At 33.1% G+C, this 15673-nt stretch carries 14 protein-coding genes and 1 tRNA gene; 7 read left to right on the top strand and 8 right to left on the bottom strand.

All coding sequences use genetic code 11. The features are described from left to right. Together BP92_RS0106635 and BP92_RS0106640 are read left to right on the top strand one after the other, a co-directional pair. Positions 1-1089, top strand: coding sequence for a SusE domain-containing protein (locus BP92_RS0106635; protein WP_026725344.1), 1089 nt, complete (start codon positions 1-3; stop codon positions 1087-1089). A 54-nt stretch (positions 1090-1143) separates the two neighbouring features. Then, entirely contained in the window at positions 1144-4032 is a 2889-nt protein-coding gene (locus BP92_RS0106640; RefSeq protein ID WP_026725345.1) for an alpha-amylase family glycosyl hydrolase, read from the top strand. A 98-nt stretch (positions 4033-4130) separates the two neighbouring features. Here BP92_RS0106640 and BP92_RS0106645 read toward each other — a convergent pair. The 3 genes from BP92_RS0106645 to rplU form a co-directional block, all read right to left on the bottom strand. Next, positions 4131-4212 (bottom strand) — tRNA-Leu (locus BP92_RS0106645). Between the two features lie 123 nt (positions 4213-4335). Beyond that, positions 4336-4596 carry a 50S ribosomal protein L27 gene (gene rpmA, locus BP92_RS0106650; protein WP_026711141.1) on the bottom strand — a complete coding sequence of 87 codons (261 nt, stop codon included), beginning with the start codon at positions 4594-4596 and terminating at the stop codon, positions 4336-4338. A gap of 19 nt (positions 4597-4615) precedes the next feature. Beyond that, entirely contained in the window at positions 4616-5038 is a 423-nt protein-coding gene (gene rplU, locus BP92_RS0106655; protein ID WP_026725346.1) for a 50S ribosomal protein L21, read from the bottom strand. A gap of 189 nt (positions 5039-5227) precedes the next feature. Between rplU and BP92_RS0106660 the strand changes: the two genes are divergently transcribed. Together BP92_RS0106660 and BP92_RS0106665 are read left to right on the top strand one after the other, a co-directional pair. Continuing rightward, a complete protein-coding gene (locus BP92_RS0106660; protein WP_026725347.1) occupies positions 5228-6553 on the top strand; it encodes a M16 family metallopeptidase in 1326 nt (441 codons plus the stop codon). Positions 6554-6565: 12 nt separating this feature from the next. Then, positions 6566-8617 carry a M16 family metallopeptidase gene (locus BP92_RS0106665; protein WP_026725348.1) on the top strand — a complete coding sequence of 684 codons (2052 nt, stop codon included), beginning with the start codon at positions 6566-6568 and terminating at the stop codon, positions 8615-8617. A gap of 50 nt (positions 8618-8667) precedes the next feature. On the opposite strand, the gene BP92_RS0106670 is transcribed toward BP92_RS0106665, so the two are convergent. Beyond that, positions 8668-9537 (bottom strand): DMT family transporter, encoded by an 870-nt coding sequence (locus tag BP92_RS0106670; protein WP_026725349.1) that lies wholly within the window; start codon positions 9535-9537, stop codon positions 8668-8670. Between the two features lie 110 nt (positions 9538-9647). Here BP92_RS0106670 and BP92_RS0106675 point away from each other — a divergent pair, with 110 nt between their 5' ends. Continuing rightward, positions 9648-10016 carry a heavy-metal-associated domain-containing protein gene (locus tag BP92_RS0106675; protein ID WP_026725350.1) on the top strand — a complete coding sequence of 123 codons (369 nt, stop codon included), beginning with the start codon at positions 9648-9650 and terminating at the stop codon, positions 10014-10016. A 34-nt stretch (positions 10017-10050) separates the two neighbouring features. Here the strand turns inward: BP92_RS0106675 and gldD are convergent, their stop codons facing one another. From gldD to mutY, 4 genes are read right to left on the bottom strand one after another with little or no spacing between them, the layout of a single operon-like run. Beyond that, positions 10051-10608, bottom strand: a complete 558-nt coding sequence (gene gldD / locus BP92_RS0106680; protein WP_026725351.1) for a gliding motility lipoprotein GldD — start codon at positions 10606-10608, stop codon at positions 10051-10053. A 2-nt stretch (positions 10609-10610) separates the two neighbouring features. Beyond that, positions 10611-11903: a gliding motility-associated protein GldE gene (locus BP92_RS0106685; protein WP_026725352.1), complete on the bottom strand. Its 1293-nt coding sequence runs from the start codon at positions 11901-11903 to the stop codon at positions 10611-10613. 15 nt (positions 11904-11918) lie between these two features. Further along, positions 11919-12320: a single-stranded DNA-binding protein gene (locus BP92_RS0106690; protein WP_026725353.1), complete on the bottom strand. Its 402-nt coding sequence runs from the start codon at positions 12318-12320 to the stop codon at positions 11919-11921. Positions 12321-12358: 38 nt separating this feature from the next. Further along, on the bottom strand, positions 12359-13408 hold the full coding sequence (gene mutY / locus BP92_RS0106695; protein ID WP_026725354.1) for an A/G-specific adenine glycosylase: 1050 nt from the start codon (positions 13406-13408) through the stop codon (positions 12359-12361). A gap of 131 nt (positions 13409-13539) precedes the next feature. On the opposite strand from mutY, the gene BP92_RS0106700 reads away from it, so the two are divergent. Next, complete coding sequence (locus BP92_RS0106700) at positions 13540-13833, top strand: HU family DNA-binding protein (RefSeq protein WP_008254909.1); 294 nt, start codon at positions 13540-13542, stop codon at positions 13831-13833. 261 nt (positions 13834-14094) lie between these two features. Beyond that, on the top strand, positions 14095-15639 hold the full coding sequence (locus BP92_RS0106705; RefSeq protein ID WP_026725355.1) for an Rne/Rng family ribonuclease: 1545 nt from the start codon (positions 14095-14097) through the stop codon (positions 15637-15639). Positions 15640-15673: the final 34 nt, after the last annotated feature.

The following is a 15673-nucleotide window of genomic DNA, read 5'->3' on the forward strand; positions in this document are numbered from 1 at the left end:
ATGAAAAATTTATTAAAAATAGGTGTATTAGCAATTTTATTTATAGCAAATGTGTCATGTGAAAATGATGATCAAACAATTATTAACCCTAGTGGCGGACCAGAATTATTAACTCCATTAACTGGAAGTTCATATATTTTAAATCGTAGTACTCCATCAGCTGAAGTAACAACTTTAGTTTGGGATCACGCTGATTATGGTGTTCAAACTGAAATAAATTATGAGGTTGAATTTTCTTTAGCAGATACAGAATTTGCAGTAATTACTTCAGGTGGTTTAACAAATAGTCGTTTTTATACTTACACACATGAGTCTTTAAATACAATTGCCTTAGCAGCTGGTTTAGTACCTTATACAGCTGGAGATTTAGATGTAAGAATTAAATCGTCTTTAGGAACAAACGACGATGTTGTTGCTTATTCAAATGTTGTTACTATTACCGTAACTCCATATCCTACAGATTTACCAAAACTTGCCGTAGCTGGTAATCATCAAGGTTGGAATGCTGGAAATGCTCCTCTAATAGCAGCTTCAGATTTTGGAAGAACTGACTTTGAAGGATATGTTTGGCTAGATGGTGAGTTTAAATTTGTTGCTCAAAGTGCTGATGGAACATTTAACTTCCCTCCCGCTGGCGGACCTGATTATGGAGACAATGGTGATTTCTCAGGAATCTTAGCTGAAACAGGAGAATCAAATTGTACTGCTATAGCAGGTTATTACAGAGTAAGAGCAAATACCGGTGCTATTACAGCTCAAAATCTTGATGGAATGACTTACTCAACAACTGCTGTAAGTTGGGGTATCATAGGAGCCGCAACTCCAACAGGTTGGGATTCAGACACTGACTTCACATACAATCCAACAACTAAAAAATTAGAAATTGCTAGTATTGCTTTAGTTCCAGGGAATTTCAAATTCAGAGGAAATAATGCTTGGAGCAATGGTTTTGACTTAGGAACTGTAAATGCTGATGGTTATTTAGTAGATGGTGGAGATTTAACATTCTCTGGCGCTGCTGGAAACTATAAAGTCATCTTAGACTTATCAAATCCAAGAAGATATACTTACGAGTTAATCGCTCTTTAATTATTAAATACAAAAGGGCTGCCTTAAAGCAGCCCTTTTTCCAATTTACAAGCTATGAGAAAAAAAATACTTTCAATATTATTACTATTTACAGCTTTTATTGTCAAAGCTCAGGTTACCATTACACCAAGTAGTTTTAATGTAACAGATCAAATTACAATTACTGTTTCTACAGCTGCTCAATCTTGCAATCTAATAGGAACTTCTCCTGCAAAAGTGTATATGCATGCAGGAATTGGAGATGACAGTAATGCGTTTGGATTTAGCGTTATAGGCAACTGGGGGCAAGACGATAGCGTTGGTTTAATGACTAATAACGGAAATGGCACGTGGAGTATTACATTAACTCCTAGTACTTACTTTGGTTTAAATGCTACTCAACAAGCTAATGCCAAAAAACTTGGAATGGTTTTCAGAAATGCTAGTGGAAGTCAAACTTTAAAACTACCTCCATCTTGTGGAGATTTCATCTTTAATGTAGGTACTTTTCAAGTAAACTTAACTGCTCCTGCTAATAATAGTGCTACTATTATTAACTCAGGAGGTAACCTAAACATTACTGCAACCAATACGGGTGGAAATGCTTTTTACAACTTAAAAGCAAATGGAACTAGCATTAATACAAGTACAACATCAAGCTACACGTTTAATCATACCAATATAACAACAAATACTAGTTATGAGTTAGAAGTAACTCTAGGAGTTTCTACAATTACAAGAAGATTTTCAGCAATTATTAATCCTGGAAGTACTTTACAAGCCATTCCCGCAAATTTAGTTAATGGAATCAACTATAACACTTCAGACAATACTAGAGCCACCTTAGTTTTAGAAGCACCTGGTAAGGATTTTGTCTATGTTGCTGGTAGTTTTAACAACTACAATCCAAATTCTAGTTATGCAATGAAAAAAGATCCTATAACTGGTAAATTTTGGTTAGAACTTACAGGTTTAACTCCTGGAGTTAATAATACCTATCAATATTGGGTTGTAGATCAAACTCCTATTGCAAATTCCCCATCATTTGTAAAAGTTGCAGATCCATGCTCTACATTAGTATTATCTCCTTATGATGATACAGGGATTTCAAATTCAACTTTTCCAAATTTACCTACATATCCATCTGGACAGGAAAGAGAAGTAACTTGGTTTAAAACTGGAGCAACTCCGTACAACTGGCAAGTAACTAACTTTATAAAACCTAACAAAGATAAGTTAGTGGTTTACGAACTATTAATTCGTGATTTTGATGCTGATAGAAATTTTCAAGATGTAATTGATAAAATTCAGTATTTTAAAGATTTAGGGATTAATGCCATTGAGCTAATGCCTATTATGGAATTTGAAGGAAATGAAAGTTGGGGTTATAATACCGCTTTTCATATGGCTTTAGATAAATTCTATGGAACACCAGAAAAACTGAAAGAATTGGTAGATTTATGTCATCAAAATGGTATCGCAGTTATTCTTGATGTTGCTTTCAATCATGCATTTGGAAGAAATCCAATGATAAGAATGTGGATGAACGATCCTGATGGAGACGGCTGGGGTGGGCCAGCTAGTGATAATCCTTATTTTAACACTACAGCAAAACATAGTTATAGCGTGGGAGAAGATTTTAATCATTCTTCAACACTAACCAAAAACTATGTAAAACAAACTATCAAACATTGGATTACAGAATATAAAATTGATGGTTTCCGTTGGGATTTAACCAAAGGATTTACCCAAAATTGTAATTCAGGAGATGATGCATGTACTAATGCATACCAACAAGATCGTGTAGATGTATTAAAAGAGTATGCAGATTATTCTTGGAGCTTAGATAATGACCATTATGTAATATTTGAACATTTAGGAACTGATAATGAAGAACAGCAATGGGCAAATTACAGATTAGGAGAAGGCAAAGGAATTATGATGTGGGGAGAAATGTATACGCAATATAAAGAACTTGCTATGGGATTCTCAACACAAAATATTTCTAGAATGGGGCATACAAGTCGCGGATTTACTGGAAAAAGATTAATTGGATATCCAGAAAGTCATGACAAAGACAGAATGATGTATGAAGCCGTAACTTATGGTAATGGCGGTGGAACTTCACCAGTCAATGGTAATTTAACCAATGCATTATCTAGAATGGGGGCTTTAGGAGCTATGAGTATACTAGTTCCAGGTCCAAAAATGATTTGGCATTTTGCTGAATTAGGCAACAATCAATCCATTTATACCTGTGCTAATGGAACTGTTAACGACGAAGGTACATTCTATCCTGGTGATTGTAAATTAGACACTAAAGAACAAGTGCAATGGACTCAAAACTGGTTGTCGGATACCAGGAGAACAGCTATTTTGAGCGATTGGTCAAAATTAATTAGCCTAAAAACTTCTGAACCAGTATTTAGTTCTGACTTTGCAATTAGTCCAGATGGAAGTAACATCCGTCAAAGATTGTATGTATATAACAATGCTTACCCAACTACTCAGTTGCGTAATGTAGTTGTTATTGCTAACTTTTCTGTAGCAAATCAAAGTATAAACCCTAGTTTCCCAACAGATGTATATACCTATCCAATGACCTGGTATAATTTAATGGATAACACACCTGTAACGATTACTAGTCCAACAGCAACGATCGCTTTAACTCCGGGACAATTTAGAGTATATGGAAATAAACCTTCAACTTTATCTTCTAACGATTTAGAAATGATAAAAAGCAACATTGACATATATCCAAATCCAACACGAAACAGTTTTGCTCTTTCTGCAGACGTAACCCATGTTGAGATTTATTCAATAACTGGACAATTAATAAAAACATTCTCAGATGTAATCTCTAATCAACAACTAGATATTACTAATCTTGAAACTGGAATGTATTTAATAAAAATAACAGATAGTAACGGTATAAGCCAATCAAAAAAATTAATAAAAGAATAAGTTTATAGTTAGGTTAATAAAAAGCCGATTGTGTATTCAATCGGCTTTTTTTTGATATCATAAATTAAAAAAGCTCCAACTTTCGTTAGAGCTTTAAGTGCGGGTAAAAGGACTCGAACCTTCACACCTTGCGGCACCAGATCCTAAGTCTGGCGTGTCTACCAATTTCACCATACCCGCGTATGCTTAATTGTGGGTGCAAATATAGGTAATTGCATTAAATATGCAAACACAAACCACATTTATTTTAATAAAAAAACCTCTCAAAAAGAGAGGTTTTTAATATGTTGCTAAATAAAATTATTAAGCTTCGAAAGGAATTACAGATACAAATGATTTGTTTTCTCCTTTTTTCTGGAATTTTACAACTCCATCAACTTTAGCATGTAAAGTATGATCTTTACCCATGTAAACGTTTTCACCTGGGTTGTGCTTCGAACCTCTTTGTCTAACAATGATGTTTCCAGCAATAGCAGCTTGACCACCATAAATCTTAACGCCTAAACGTTTCGATTCTGATTCTCTACCATTCTTCGAACTACCGACACCTTTCTTGTGAGCCATGACGTAATATTTTTAAATGTTATTCTTCAGTTTTTGGTTTTTTTGTTGCTTTAGCTTTTGGCTTAACTTCTTCAGCAGCTTCAGTTACTTCAACTTCAACTTCTTTTTTAGCAGCTTTTTTCTTAGCACCAGCAGCAACGATTCCTTCAATTAAAATTTGAGTGAAAGATTGTCTGTGACCATTTTTCTTTTTGTAACCTTTTCTTCTTTTCTTTTTGAAAACGATTACTTTATCACCTTTTAAGTGTTGTAACACTTTGGCTTCTACTGAAGCACCTTCTACAGCTGGGGCGCCTAAAGTTACTGTTCCGTTTTCATCTAATAAAAGAACTTTGTCAAAAGAAACTTTAGTTCCTTCTTCTGAAGCTAAACGGTGAACATAAACCTTTTGGTCTTTGCTTACTTTGAATTGTTGCCCTGCTATCTCTACGATTGCGTACATAACAATGATTTTAGTTAAAAATTTTAAGGTTGCAAATATACAATAATTTATAAACCAAACAACTATCTCCTTAATAAAAAAATCAGAAATTGTATTTTCAATAAATTTTCTACATAAAAACTCTATTTAATTGTAACATAATCCCGAAATTGCGTCTTATTACAATTATATCAAACAAATTAATAACGTATGAAAAAATCTTTAATGGCTTTGGGTACTGCACTAATGCTTGGCGGAACTGCTTCTGCTCAAAAAGTAACATTCGAGGAATTTGATTTAGACAATGGATTACACGTTGTACTTCATCAAGATAATTCTGCACCTGTGGTAATTACATCGGTAATGTACCATGTAGGAGCAAAAGACGAACAACCAAACCGTACTGGTTTTGCTCACTTTTTTGAACACCTTTTATTTGAAGGAACAAAAAACATCGGTAAAGGTGAATGGTTTAAATTAGTTACAGCAAACGGAGGAAACAACAACGCTAATACTACTGACGACAGAACGTATTATTACGAAGTTTTCCCTTCGAACAATTTAGAATTAGCTATTTGGATGGAATCAGAACGATTAATGCATCCAGTAATTGACCAAAAAGGAGTTGATACACAAAACGAAGTAGTTAAAGAAGAGAAAAGATTACGTGTTGACAATCAACCTTATGGAAATTTAATCAAAGCGGTTAAAGAAAATATGTTTAAAGTACATCCATACAAATGGACAACCATTGGAGAAATGGAGCATTTAGATGCTGCTACTTTAGAAGAATTCTTAGCGTTCAACAAAAAATTCTATGTGCCAAACAATGCAGTTTTAGTAATTGCAGGTCAATTTGACAAAGCGCAAGCAAAAGAATGGGTGAAAAAATATTTTAGCGCTATTCCAAAAGGAGCTCCTGTAACTAGAACTAAAGTAGAAGAAGCACCTATTACAAAAGAATTTAAAGCAACTTGGCAAGATCCAAACATTCAAATTCCAATGGTGGTAGCATCTTACAGAACTCCATCTATGAAAACTCGTGATGCTAGAGTATTAGATATGATTTCTTCTTACCTTTCTGATGGGAAAAGTTCGAAATTATACAAGAAAATTGTAGACGATAAAAAAATGGCTTTACAAATTGGAGCTTTCAACTACAGTCAAGAAGATTACGGAATGTATTTAATCTATGGTTTACCAATGGGACAAAACACAACAGAATCTCTTGTAAAAGAAATTGATGAGGAAATCGCAAAAATGCAAAACGAATTAATTTCTGAAAAAGATTTCCAAAAACTTCAAAATAAATTTGAAAGCAACTATGTAAGCAACAATGCTTCTGTTGAAGGAATTGCTGACAATTTAGCTACTTACTATATGTTGTATGGTGATATCAATTTAATTAACACTGAAATCGATATTTATCGTTCTATCACAAGAGAAGAAATTAGAGATGTTGCAAAAAAATATCTAAACTCAAACCAAAGAATGATTTTAGATTATGTTCCTGCTAAAGACAAAGCTCAAAACTAAGATTTGAAGAATATGAAAAAATTTATATACATAGCAGCCAGTTTATTTTTAACAATAACTATGCAAGCACAAGACAGACCACAACCAAAGGCAGGACCAGCTCCTACTATTAATATTAACAAACCACAAAGTTTTGTACTTAAAAATGGTTTGAAAGTTTTAGTTGTGGAAAATCACAAATTACCACGTGTTTCTTTCAATCTAACATTGGATAATCCACCTTATGCTGAAGGAAATAAAAAAGGAGTTTCTGATATTTTAAGTGGAATGCTAGGTAACGGAACAGAAACTGTTACTAAAGACGCATATAACGAAGAAATCGATTTCTTAGGAGCAGACATCAACTTTTATGCTTCTGGAGCTTCGGCAAATGGACTTTCTAGATATTCAAAAAGAATTTTAGAATTAATGGCAGATGGTGCATTAAACCCATTATTTGACCAAAAAGAATTCGAAAAAGAAAAAGAAAAAATCATCGAAGGTTTAAAATCAGATGAAAAAAGCGTTACTGCTATTGCTCGTAGAGTAGAAAACGTATTAACGTTTGGAAAAGAACATTACAAAGGAGAATTCACTAGTGAAGAAACTTTAAAAAATGTAACATTAGACGACGTTGTTATGAATTATAACACGTATTTCGTTCCAGCAAATGCTTATTTAGTAATTGTAGGAGATGTTAACTTTAAAGAAGTTAAAAAAGAAGTAGAAAGACTTTTTGGAACTTGGAAAAAGGCTACTGCTCCACAGTTAACCTATTCAAATCCTAAAGACGTTCAATATAGCCAAATCAACTTTATTGACACTCCAAATGCAGTACAATCTGAAATCGCTTTAGTAAACTTGTCTAACTTAAAAATGACAGATAAAGAATATTTTTCAGTTTTATTAGCTAACCAAATTTTAGGTGGTGGCGGTGAAGGAAGATTATTCTTAAACTTACGTGAAAAACATGGTTGGACATACGGAGCTTACTCTTCAATTGGAGCTGGAAAATACATCAACAAATTCCGTTCAAGTGCTTCAGTTAGAAATACAGTAACGGATAGTGCAGTTGTAGAATTTTTCAATGAGTTAAAAAGAATCAAAACAGAATTAGTTTCTGAAGAAGATTTAAGAAATGCAAAAGCAAAATATGTAGGTAACTTCGTAATGCAAATTGAAAAACCATCAACTATTGCAGGTTATGCTTTAAACAAGGAAACTCAAGGTTTACCTGAAGATTTCTACGAAAATTACATCAAAAACATCAACGCAGTTACTGCAGAAGATATCAAAAATGCTGCTAACAAATATTTCTTATCTGATAAAACAAGAGTGGTTATCGTAGGAAAAGCAGCAGATGTTTTACCTGGTTTAGAAACAATGAGTAAAAGAGAAAAATTACCAATTTTCTACTTTGACAAATATGGTAATCCAACAGAAAAACCAGAAGTTAAAAAGCCAATTCCTGCAGGAGTAACAACTCAAACTGTACTTAACAACTACATCAATGCTATTGGTGGCGAGAAAGCGGTTAAAAATGTAAAAACGTTAGCCGTAATGTCTGCCGGAACTGTTCAAGGAACACCTTTAGAATTAGTAGTAAAAACAGCTCCTAAAAAATTAGGCGTTGAAATGAAGGCTATGGGAATGGTAATGATGAAACAAGTTGTTAACGAAAAAGAAGCTTACATGGTACAACAAGGTCAAAGAAAAGATTTCAAAGACCAAGATTTGAAAGACATGCAAGATATGGCAGGTAATTTTAAAGAATTATCCTTATTGACAGACAAAGACGTTACTTTAACAGGAATCGAAAACATTAATGGAGCAGATGCTTACGCTATTAAAAACGGAAAATCTACTTATTACTATGATGTAAAAACTGGATTTAAAGTAGCTGAGGCTAAAGACGTTGAGCAAGGCGGTCAAAAAATGACACAAACTACTTACTATCAAGACTACAAAGATGTAAAAGGGTTGAAATTCCCATACAAAACCATCATGAATGTTGGTATCGAAATCGAATTAATTACTACTGAAGTTAAAATTAACGAAGGTGTAACTGATGCTGATTTCAAATAATAAACAAAACATGAAATTCAGAAAGCGCTCAAGAAATTGGGCGCTTTTTTTTATTTCTTACTGGAAAAATAAACTCCGACTAAAACAACTAAAGCACCTAATAATTGAATTACCGAAAGCGTTTCATTCATAAATAAATAACCTAAAACAAAAGCTACTACCGGAATAATATAAGTTACCGAAGAAGCAAAAACAGGTGATGAAAGCTGAATCAATTTAAAGAATAAAATATTTGAAAATCCAGTTCCGACGATTCCTAAAATCGCAATAAAACCTAAAGAAGTTTGCACTTTAGTTTCATGAATGATATCAAAAAAACCAGTGAAATACAAAACGATTAAAGCCGGAAAAAACATAATTAAAAAGTTTCCTGTACTAATGGTTAACGGCTTTAAATCAGATAAGTATTTTTTAATTAAGTTGACATTGATACCATAAAAAATCGAAGCAATTACAATTAAAATCGCATAGTAATAATTCTCCGTTGTGTTTTCTCCATCACCAAATAACACTAACAAAGCACAACCGATAAAACCAATAATAACTCCAAAAACTTGACTACGTTGCACACTCATTCCAAAAAAAAGCAATCCAGCTAAAAGAGTATTCAAAGGAGTTAATGAATTTAAAATCGAACTAATAGAACCATCAATTTTTGAAAGTGCAAAAGCAAATAAAAACGCTGGAATAAAGGTGCCACATAAAGCTGTTAGCGCAATAAATTTCCATTTATATAAGGGAATTTGAGGAATTTGTTTGAATCCAACAACAATCAAAAACATAGCTGCAAAAAGGATTCGCAAACTTCCCAATTGCACCGAATTCACGCCTTTTAATCCCAATTGCATTAAGATGAAGGAACTTCCCCAAACGCAACCTAAAAAACCTAATAAATACCATTTTGTCGAATTGTTTTCCATAGCACTATTTTGTTCGTCAAAATTCAGGCTTTATTTTGAAAATAGCACTATGAAATTTTGTAATTTTGCATAGTCTTTATTTAGAGACTTTTAATTTAACATTTGTTAGTATGAAAAATTTAAAAAATATTGGTTTAGCGCTTGTAATGACACTTTCATTAGCAAGTTGCAAACAAGAAAACAAAGAAGTTGCAGTTGAAGAAACGAAAAAAGAAACTGTTTCTGAAGCAGATTTAGCTAAAATGCAAACCGCAAGTTTTACTATCGACGGAATGACGTGCGCTATGGGTTGTGCTAAAACTATTGAAAACAAATTAGCAGAACAAGAAGGTGTTGGGCAAGCGGTAGTAGATTTTGACACTAAAATTGCAACTGTAAAATTCGATGCTGAAAAACAATCGTTAGAATCTCTAACTAAAACCATTGAAGGTGTTGCTGGTGGTGATTCTTATAAAGTTACGGAATCGAAAAAAATGTAATAAAAAACGCCCTGATTATCTCAGGGCGTTTTTTTTATTTCCATTCCAAAGTTTCCATTATCCTGCGCATATCTTCTTTTAGATATTGAGCGGCAGGCAAAATGGAATCGAAGTTAGGTTTTGCATAAAAATAAACGCTTCCTACAATAAAGTTTTTAGTGCTATCGGTAGCATAAAATTGCGCATTAGTCGCGGCATTACCTCCTACTTCGTAAAACATTCCGTAAACCTTTTTCTTGTCGTTAATAAAAGGCTGTTCAACAATGTCATCTGCTTTTACAACGTGATTGTAAGTAAGTGTTTGAGCATCGCGTAATAATTTATCTATGTCGTTGTTTACTGATTTGTGAGTCAAGTAAATCGTAGCTTTCATCTTTGGATAATTGATTTCAAAAGCGCATGATTTATCTTTGATTAAAGCTAAATTATTTTTATCAAAAGTAAAGGAACAATTCGATTCTAATTTAGAATATTTCGCTTTTGGATATTCTAAACTTAATTGTCCTTTTGGTTTTGGTAAGGTTTCATCTCCACAAGAAATCAAACTTAAAAACAATCCCAAACAACTTAATTTTACTATATTTTGTATCATAATTACAATAACGTAACTTTTATTTGTTTTATTCTTCTCTTATCTACATTTTCGATGGTAAAAATAAGATTATGGAATGTTATTTTCTGTCTTTTCTTTGGAAAATTTCCAGAAATCTCAAGTAAGAATCCCGCTAAAGTCTCAGCTTCACCTTTTTTACTTTCAAATTCGTTTTCATCTACTTCAATAATTCGATAAAAATCTTTCAAGCTGATTTTACCTTCGAAAAGGAAATTCTTATCATCAATTTGAGAATAAATCAAATCTTCATCGTCAAATTCGTCGCTAATATCGCCTACAATTTCTTCCAAAACATCTTCTAATGAAATAATTCCCGATGTTCCACCATATTCGTCTACCACAACCGCCAAGTGACTTTTCATGCCTTGGAAATCTTTCAATAAATCATCTAACTTTTTGTTTTCTGGAACGAAGAATGGTTGGCGTAATAATTTGGTCCATTCAAAATCTTCGCTATCGATATGGGGAATCAAGTCTTTAATAAACAAAATCCCTTCAATTTGATCAATATTTTCTTTGTAAACTGGAATTCGAGAATAGCCTTTCTCAACTATTTTTGGCATTACTTGAGCGAAAGTTTCTTCGATATTTAAAGCAAAAACATCAATTCGTGGACTCATTACTTGGCGTACTTCGGTATTTCCAAAAGTTACAATTCCTTCTAAAATTTTTTGTTCACCATCAGTAGTATCGTTTTGTGATGTTAATTCTAGCGCTTGCGAAAGTTGATCAACCGAAAAATTCCCTTTTTGTACATTCAATTTCTTCTCGATAAAAAGAATTCCGTTTCGCATTGGAACACTAATCGGAGATAAAATATTATTCATTATAGAAATAGGAATTGCAACTTTTTTAGCAAACTCCATATTGTTTCGATTGGCATAAATTTTTGGTAAAACTTCTCCAAAAAGTAAAATGAAAAAAGTAACTACTACCACTTCTAAAATAAAACGCACTATAGTAGACTCAATTCCGTTGAATAAACGTCCGCTAAAAGAAGAGAAAATGATAACAATAGCTATATTTACAAAATTATTAGCCACTAGAATGGTTGCTAATAATTTTTTAGGCTTTTCTAATAATCTTGAAATTAGCGTTCCACTATTGTAATCTTTGTTTGAAATATCGTCGATATCTTTTTGAGATAAAGAAAAAAGTGCCACTTCTGAGCCCGAAATAAAGGCAGAACAAGCGAGCAATACCACAATTGCAAGTATTCCAAAAAGGAATTCAAAGTCTATAGAATAAAGAAAACTGGCCGGATCAGGATCCAAATTAAATCAATTTAGTTAAACATTAAAATCATCAGGAGCACTACCTGTTGGTAAAGATGACTTACTTAAATCAGTATCTTTTTTGGTAGTTAAGAATGTAAATTCGGTTACCTGAATTTCAGTAGTGTACTTTGTAGCACCATCTTCTGCTTGCCATTGACGCGATTTGATTCTGCCTTCAATGTAAATTTTATCGCCTTTAGAAAGGTATTTTTCGCAAATTTCGGCTGCTTTATTTCGAACAACAATGTTGTGCCATTCTGTAGAAGTAATTTTTTCTCCAGTAGTTTTGTTGATGTACACTTCGTTTGTCGCTAAAGGAAAACGTCCAATACAATTACCACCTTCAAAGTAATGCATTTTAACTTCGTCACCTAAATGACCTATCAAAATAACCTTGTTTAATGTTCCGTTCATGGCTTATATGTTTATTAGGGTTAATCAAAAATAGTAATTTAAAGTGAATTACAATAATTTGCAACGATAAAATTGTGAATTACTATTGGAAAAGGAAGTTTTTCAATTTCCGTAATTGGTTTTGAATCAGGTAATTTTGAATCGAATTGTACTTGAAAAAAGCGAATATTCAAATGTTGGTGCGATAACTTATGCAGTTTAACATCGTTGTGAAGTGATATAACCTCAACAGGCTTCAAACTAAAGAATTCCATTTTGGAAACTTCTTCAATAATTTCATTTTCCGACAATTGCCTTTTGGTTTCAAAAACCGGAAATTCATATAAGTTTTCCCAAATTCCTTTTCCTTCACGCTTTTGAACGATAAAATTGGAATCCGAATCTTTTAAAATGAGATAATTTAGATAGCGTGGTGTGACTTTCGTTTTCTTACTTTTAACCGGAAGTTCGTTTACTTTTTTATATTGAAGTCCAGCACAACTCGAATTTAATACACAAGCCTCACAATTTGGATTTTTCGGAACACATTGCAACGCACCAAACTCCATAATTGCTTGGTTAAACATGGCTGGATTGTTTTTATCCAACACTTCTTGTGCTAATTGCTGGAATTCGGTTTTAGTTTTTGGCAATGAAATATTACTTGCTACATTATAATAGCGACTCAAAACGCGGAACACATTACCATCTAACACCGCAACAGGCTCTTCGAATGAAAAAGAAGCAATAGCTGCAGCGGTATATCCACCTACTCCTTTTAATTTTAATAAGTCTTTATAATTAGATGGAAATTCGCCATTTAATTCAAAAGCGATGTATTTTGCAGTTGCATGAAGGTTTCTAGCTCTTGAATAGTAGCCTAAACCTTGCCATAATTTTAAGACTTGTTCTTCATCAGCATTAGCTAAGTCAAAAACGGTTGGAAAAGCTTCAGTAAAAGACAGAAAATAAGGCAAACCCTGCGCCACTCGCGTTTGTTGTAGCATAATTTCTGAGAGCCAAATCCAATACGGATTGGTCGTATTTCGCCATGGTAAGTCGCGCTTGTTTTGTAAATACCAATGAATTAAAGAGTTAGAAAATTCCATGATTTTATATTGGGACAACAAAAATAAATCTTTAGTAATTAAAATTTAATCAATTAAGGTTGAATTATTGTTTTTTTAATTCTTATATTTGCAAACTCAAAAAAATACACAAAATATAAATACGAAAGAAAATGACGAAAGCAGATATCGTAGCGAAAATTTCAGAAAAATTAGGACTTGAAAAAGGAGATGTTCAAGCAACAGTTGAGACTTTTATGGAAGAAGTGAAAAACTCGTTAGAAACTGGTGACAATGTTTATTTAAGAGGTTTTGGAAGTTTCATTATCAAAACAAGAGCTGAAAAAACAGGAAGAAACATTTCTAAAAATACTACAATTAAAATCCCTGCACACAACATTCCAGCATTTAAACCTGCTAAAGTGTTTGTAGAAAGCGTTAAAGAAAAAACAGAAGTTACAGTATAAAAACTATTTATTAATCTAAACACCAACATGTTATGCCAAGTGGTAAAAAAAGAAAAAGACATAAGGTAGCAACTCACAAACGTAAGAAAAGAGCGAGAGCAAACCGTCATAAAAAGAAAAAGTAGTTTAAAACTACTTTTTCTTTTTTAGAAAAAAGTTCATTGAAATGAATCAATTTAAATATTGATTCCCAGGTACAACTGCCTGTAAAAAATGTTTAATCCATCTGTTCGCTTTGGCGAATGGATAAAAATGTACTGCATGAACAAAGAGTTAATTATTAGATCTGGTTCAGACGCTGTAGATTTTGCCTTATTAAAAGATGGAAAACTAATAGAATTACACAAAGAAGAAGAAAAGCAAAGCAATTTTGCGGTTGGTGATATTTTTATCGCTAAAATCCGTAAACCTGTGGCTGGTTTAAATGCCGCTTTTGTGAATTTAGGTCATGAAAAAGATGCTTTTTTGCATTATCACGACTTAGGTCCTAACTTACCTTCTTTGATGAAATTTATTAAACTTGTAAGCGCAGGTAAATTAAAAGATTATTCACTCAAAAATTTTCCTTTTGAAGCTGAAATTGATAAAGATGGCACTATAACCGATATTCTTAGCGCCAATCAATCCGTTTTAGTTCAAGTGGTGAAAGAGCCTATTTCGACTAAAGGTCCTAGAATTAGTTCTGAGATTTCTTTAGCTGGAAGATATGTGGTTTTAGTTCCTTTTTCAGACCGAGTTTCCGTTTCACAAAAAATAGAATCGAGAGAAGAAAAAGACAGATTAAAACGATTGGTTCAATCTATCAAACCAAAAGGATTCGGTGTCATTGTGCGAACAGTAGCCGAAGGCAAAAAAGTAGCCGAACTTGATAAAGATTTACAAACACTGCTCGACCGTTGGTCAGCAATGAGCAGAAGATTACAAACTGCACATCATCCATCAAAAGTATTAGGAGAACTTAACAAAGCTTCTTCTATCTTAAGAGATGTATTTAATGACACCTTCACTGGTATTCATGTTGATGATGAAGATTTGTATCTTGAAACGAAGGAGTATTTGCAAGAAATAGCTCCCGACAAAGTGTCTATCGTAAAACACTATCAGTCTAAGGAACTGCCTCTTTTTGAGAAATACAATATTGAACGACAAATAAAAACGTCTTTTGGAAAAACAGTTTCCATGAGCAAAGGTGCTTATTTGATTATTGAACATACCGAAGCTTTACACGTTATTGACGTGAACAGTGGAAATCGTTCAAGCAAAGCAACTAGCCAAGAAGATACTGCTCTAGAAGTTAATATGATTGCTGCAGCTGAAATTGCACGTCAGTTAAGACTTAGAGACATGGGCGGAATTATTGTGGTGGATTTCATTGATATGCAAAATCCAGAAAACCGCAAAGTATTGTACGACTTCTTAAGAGAAGAAATGAGTGACGATAAGGCCAAGCATAAAATCTTGCCTCCTAGCAAATTTGGATTAATTCAAATTACTAGACAAAGAGTTAGACCAGAAGTTAATATTAAAACAAGAGAAGAAGACCCAAACAATGAAAATGGGGAAATTGAAGCTCCAATTTTAATTATCGACAAAATAGCGTCTGACCTTGAACGCATTATAAAAGACCATAAAAAAGTTGTACTTAACGTACACCCATTTGTGGCAGCATACCTTACTAAAGGTTTTCCATCCTTACGTTCGAAATGGTTTTTCGAGCATAAGAAATGGGTGAAAATTATACCTCGTGACGCTTACACGTATCTAGAATACCATTTCTTTGACAAAGAAGGAAATGAAATTAAATAAATTAAAAAACCGCCTTTCGAAAGATTGGCGGTTT

The sequence above is a fragment of the Flavobacterium sasangense DSM 21067 genome, assembly GCF_000686885.1.
In the GTDB taxonomy this organism is placed as follows: domain Bacteria; phylum Bacteroidota; class Bacteroidia; order Flavobacteriales; family Flavobacteriaceae; genus Flavobacterium; species Flavobacterium sasangense.

Coding starts and splice junctions, on each gene's coding strand:
- BP92_RS0106670 (WP_026725349.1), bottom strand. CDS start 9,537: ATGGAAAACAATTCGACAAAATGGTATTTATTAGGTTTTTTAGGTTGC.
- mutY (WP_026725354.1), bottom strand. CDS start 13,408: ATGGAATTTTCTAACTCTTTAATTCATTGGTATTTACAAAACAAGCGC.
- BP92_RS0106675 (WP_026725350.1), top strand. CDS start 9,648: ATGAAAAATTTAAAAAATATTGGTTTAGCGCTTGTAATGACACTTTCA.
- gldD (WP_026725351.1), bottom strand. CDS start 10,608: ATGATACAAAATATAGTAAAATTAAGTTGTTTGGGATTGTTTTTAAGT.
- BP92_RS0106640 (WP_026725345.1), top strand. CDS start 1,144: ATGAGAAAAAAAATACTTTCAATATTATTACTATTTACAGCTTTTATT.
- BP92_RS0106705 (WP_026725355.1), top strand. CDS start 14,095: ATGAACAAAGAGTTAATTATTAGATCTGGTTCAGACGCTGTAGATTTT.
- BP92_RS0106660 (WP_026725347.1), top strand. CDS start 5,228: ATGAAAAAATCTTTAATGGCTTTGGGTACTGCACTAATGCTTGGCGGA.
- BP92_RS0106690 (WP_026725353.1), bottom strand. CDS start 12,320: ATGAACGGAACATTAAACAAGGTTATTTTGATAGGTCATTTAGGTGAC.
- BP92_RS0106635 (WP_026725344.1), top strand. CDS start 1: ATGAAAAATTTATTAAAAATAGGTGTATTAGCAATTTTATTTATAGCA.
- rplU (WP_026725346.1), bottom strand. CDS start 5,038: ATGTACGCAATCGTAGAGATAGCAGGGCAACAATTCAAAGTAAGCAAA.
- rpmA (WP_026711141.1), bottom strand. CDS start 4,596: ATGGCTCACAAGAAAGGTGTCGGTAGTTCGAAGAATGGTAGAGAATCA.
- BP92_RS0106700 (WP_008254909.1), top strand. CDS start 13,540: ATGACGAAAGCAGATATCGTAGCGAAAATTTCAGAAAAATTAGGACTT.
- BP92_RS0106665 (WP_026725348.1), top strand. CDS start 6,566: ATGAAAAAATTTATATACATAGCAGCCAGTTTATTTTTAACAATAACT.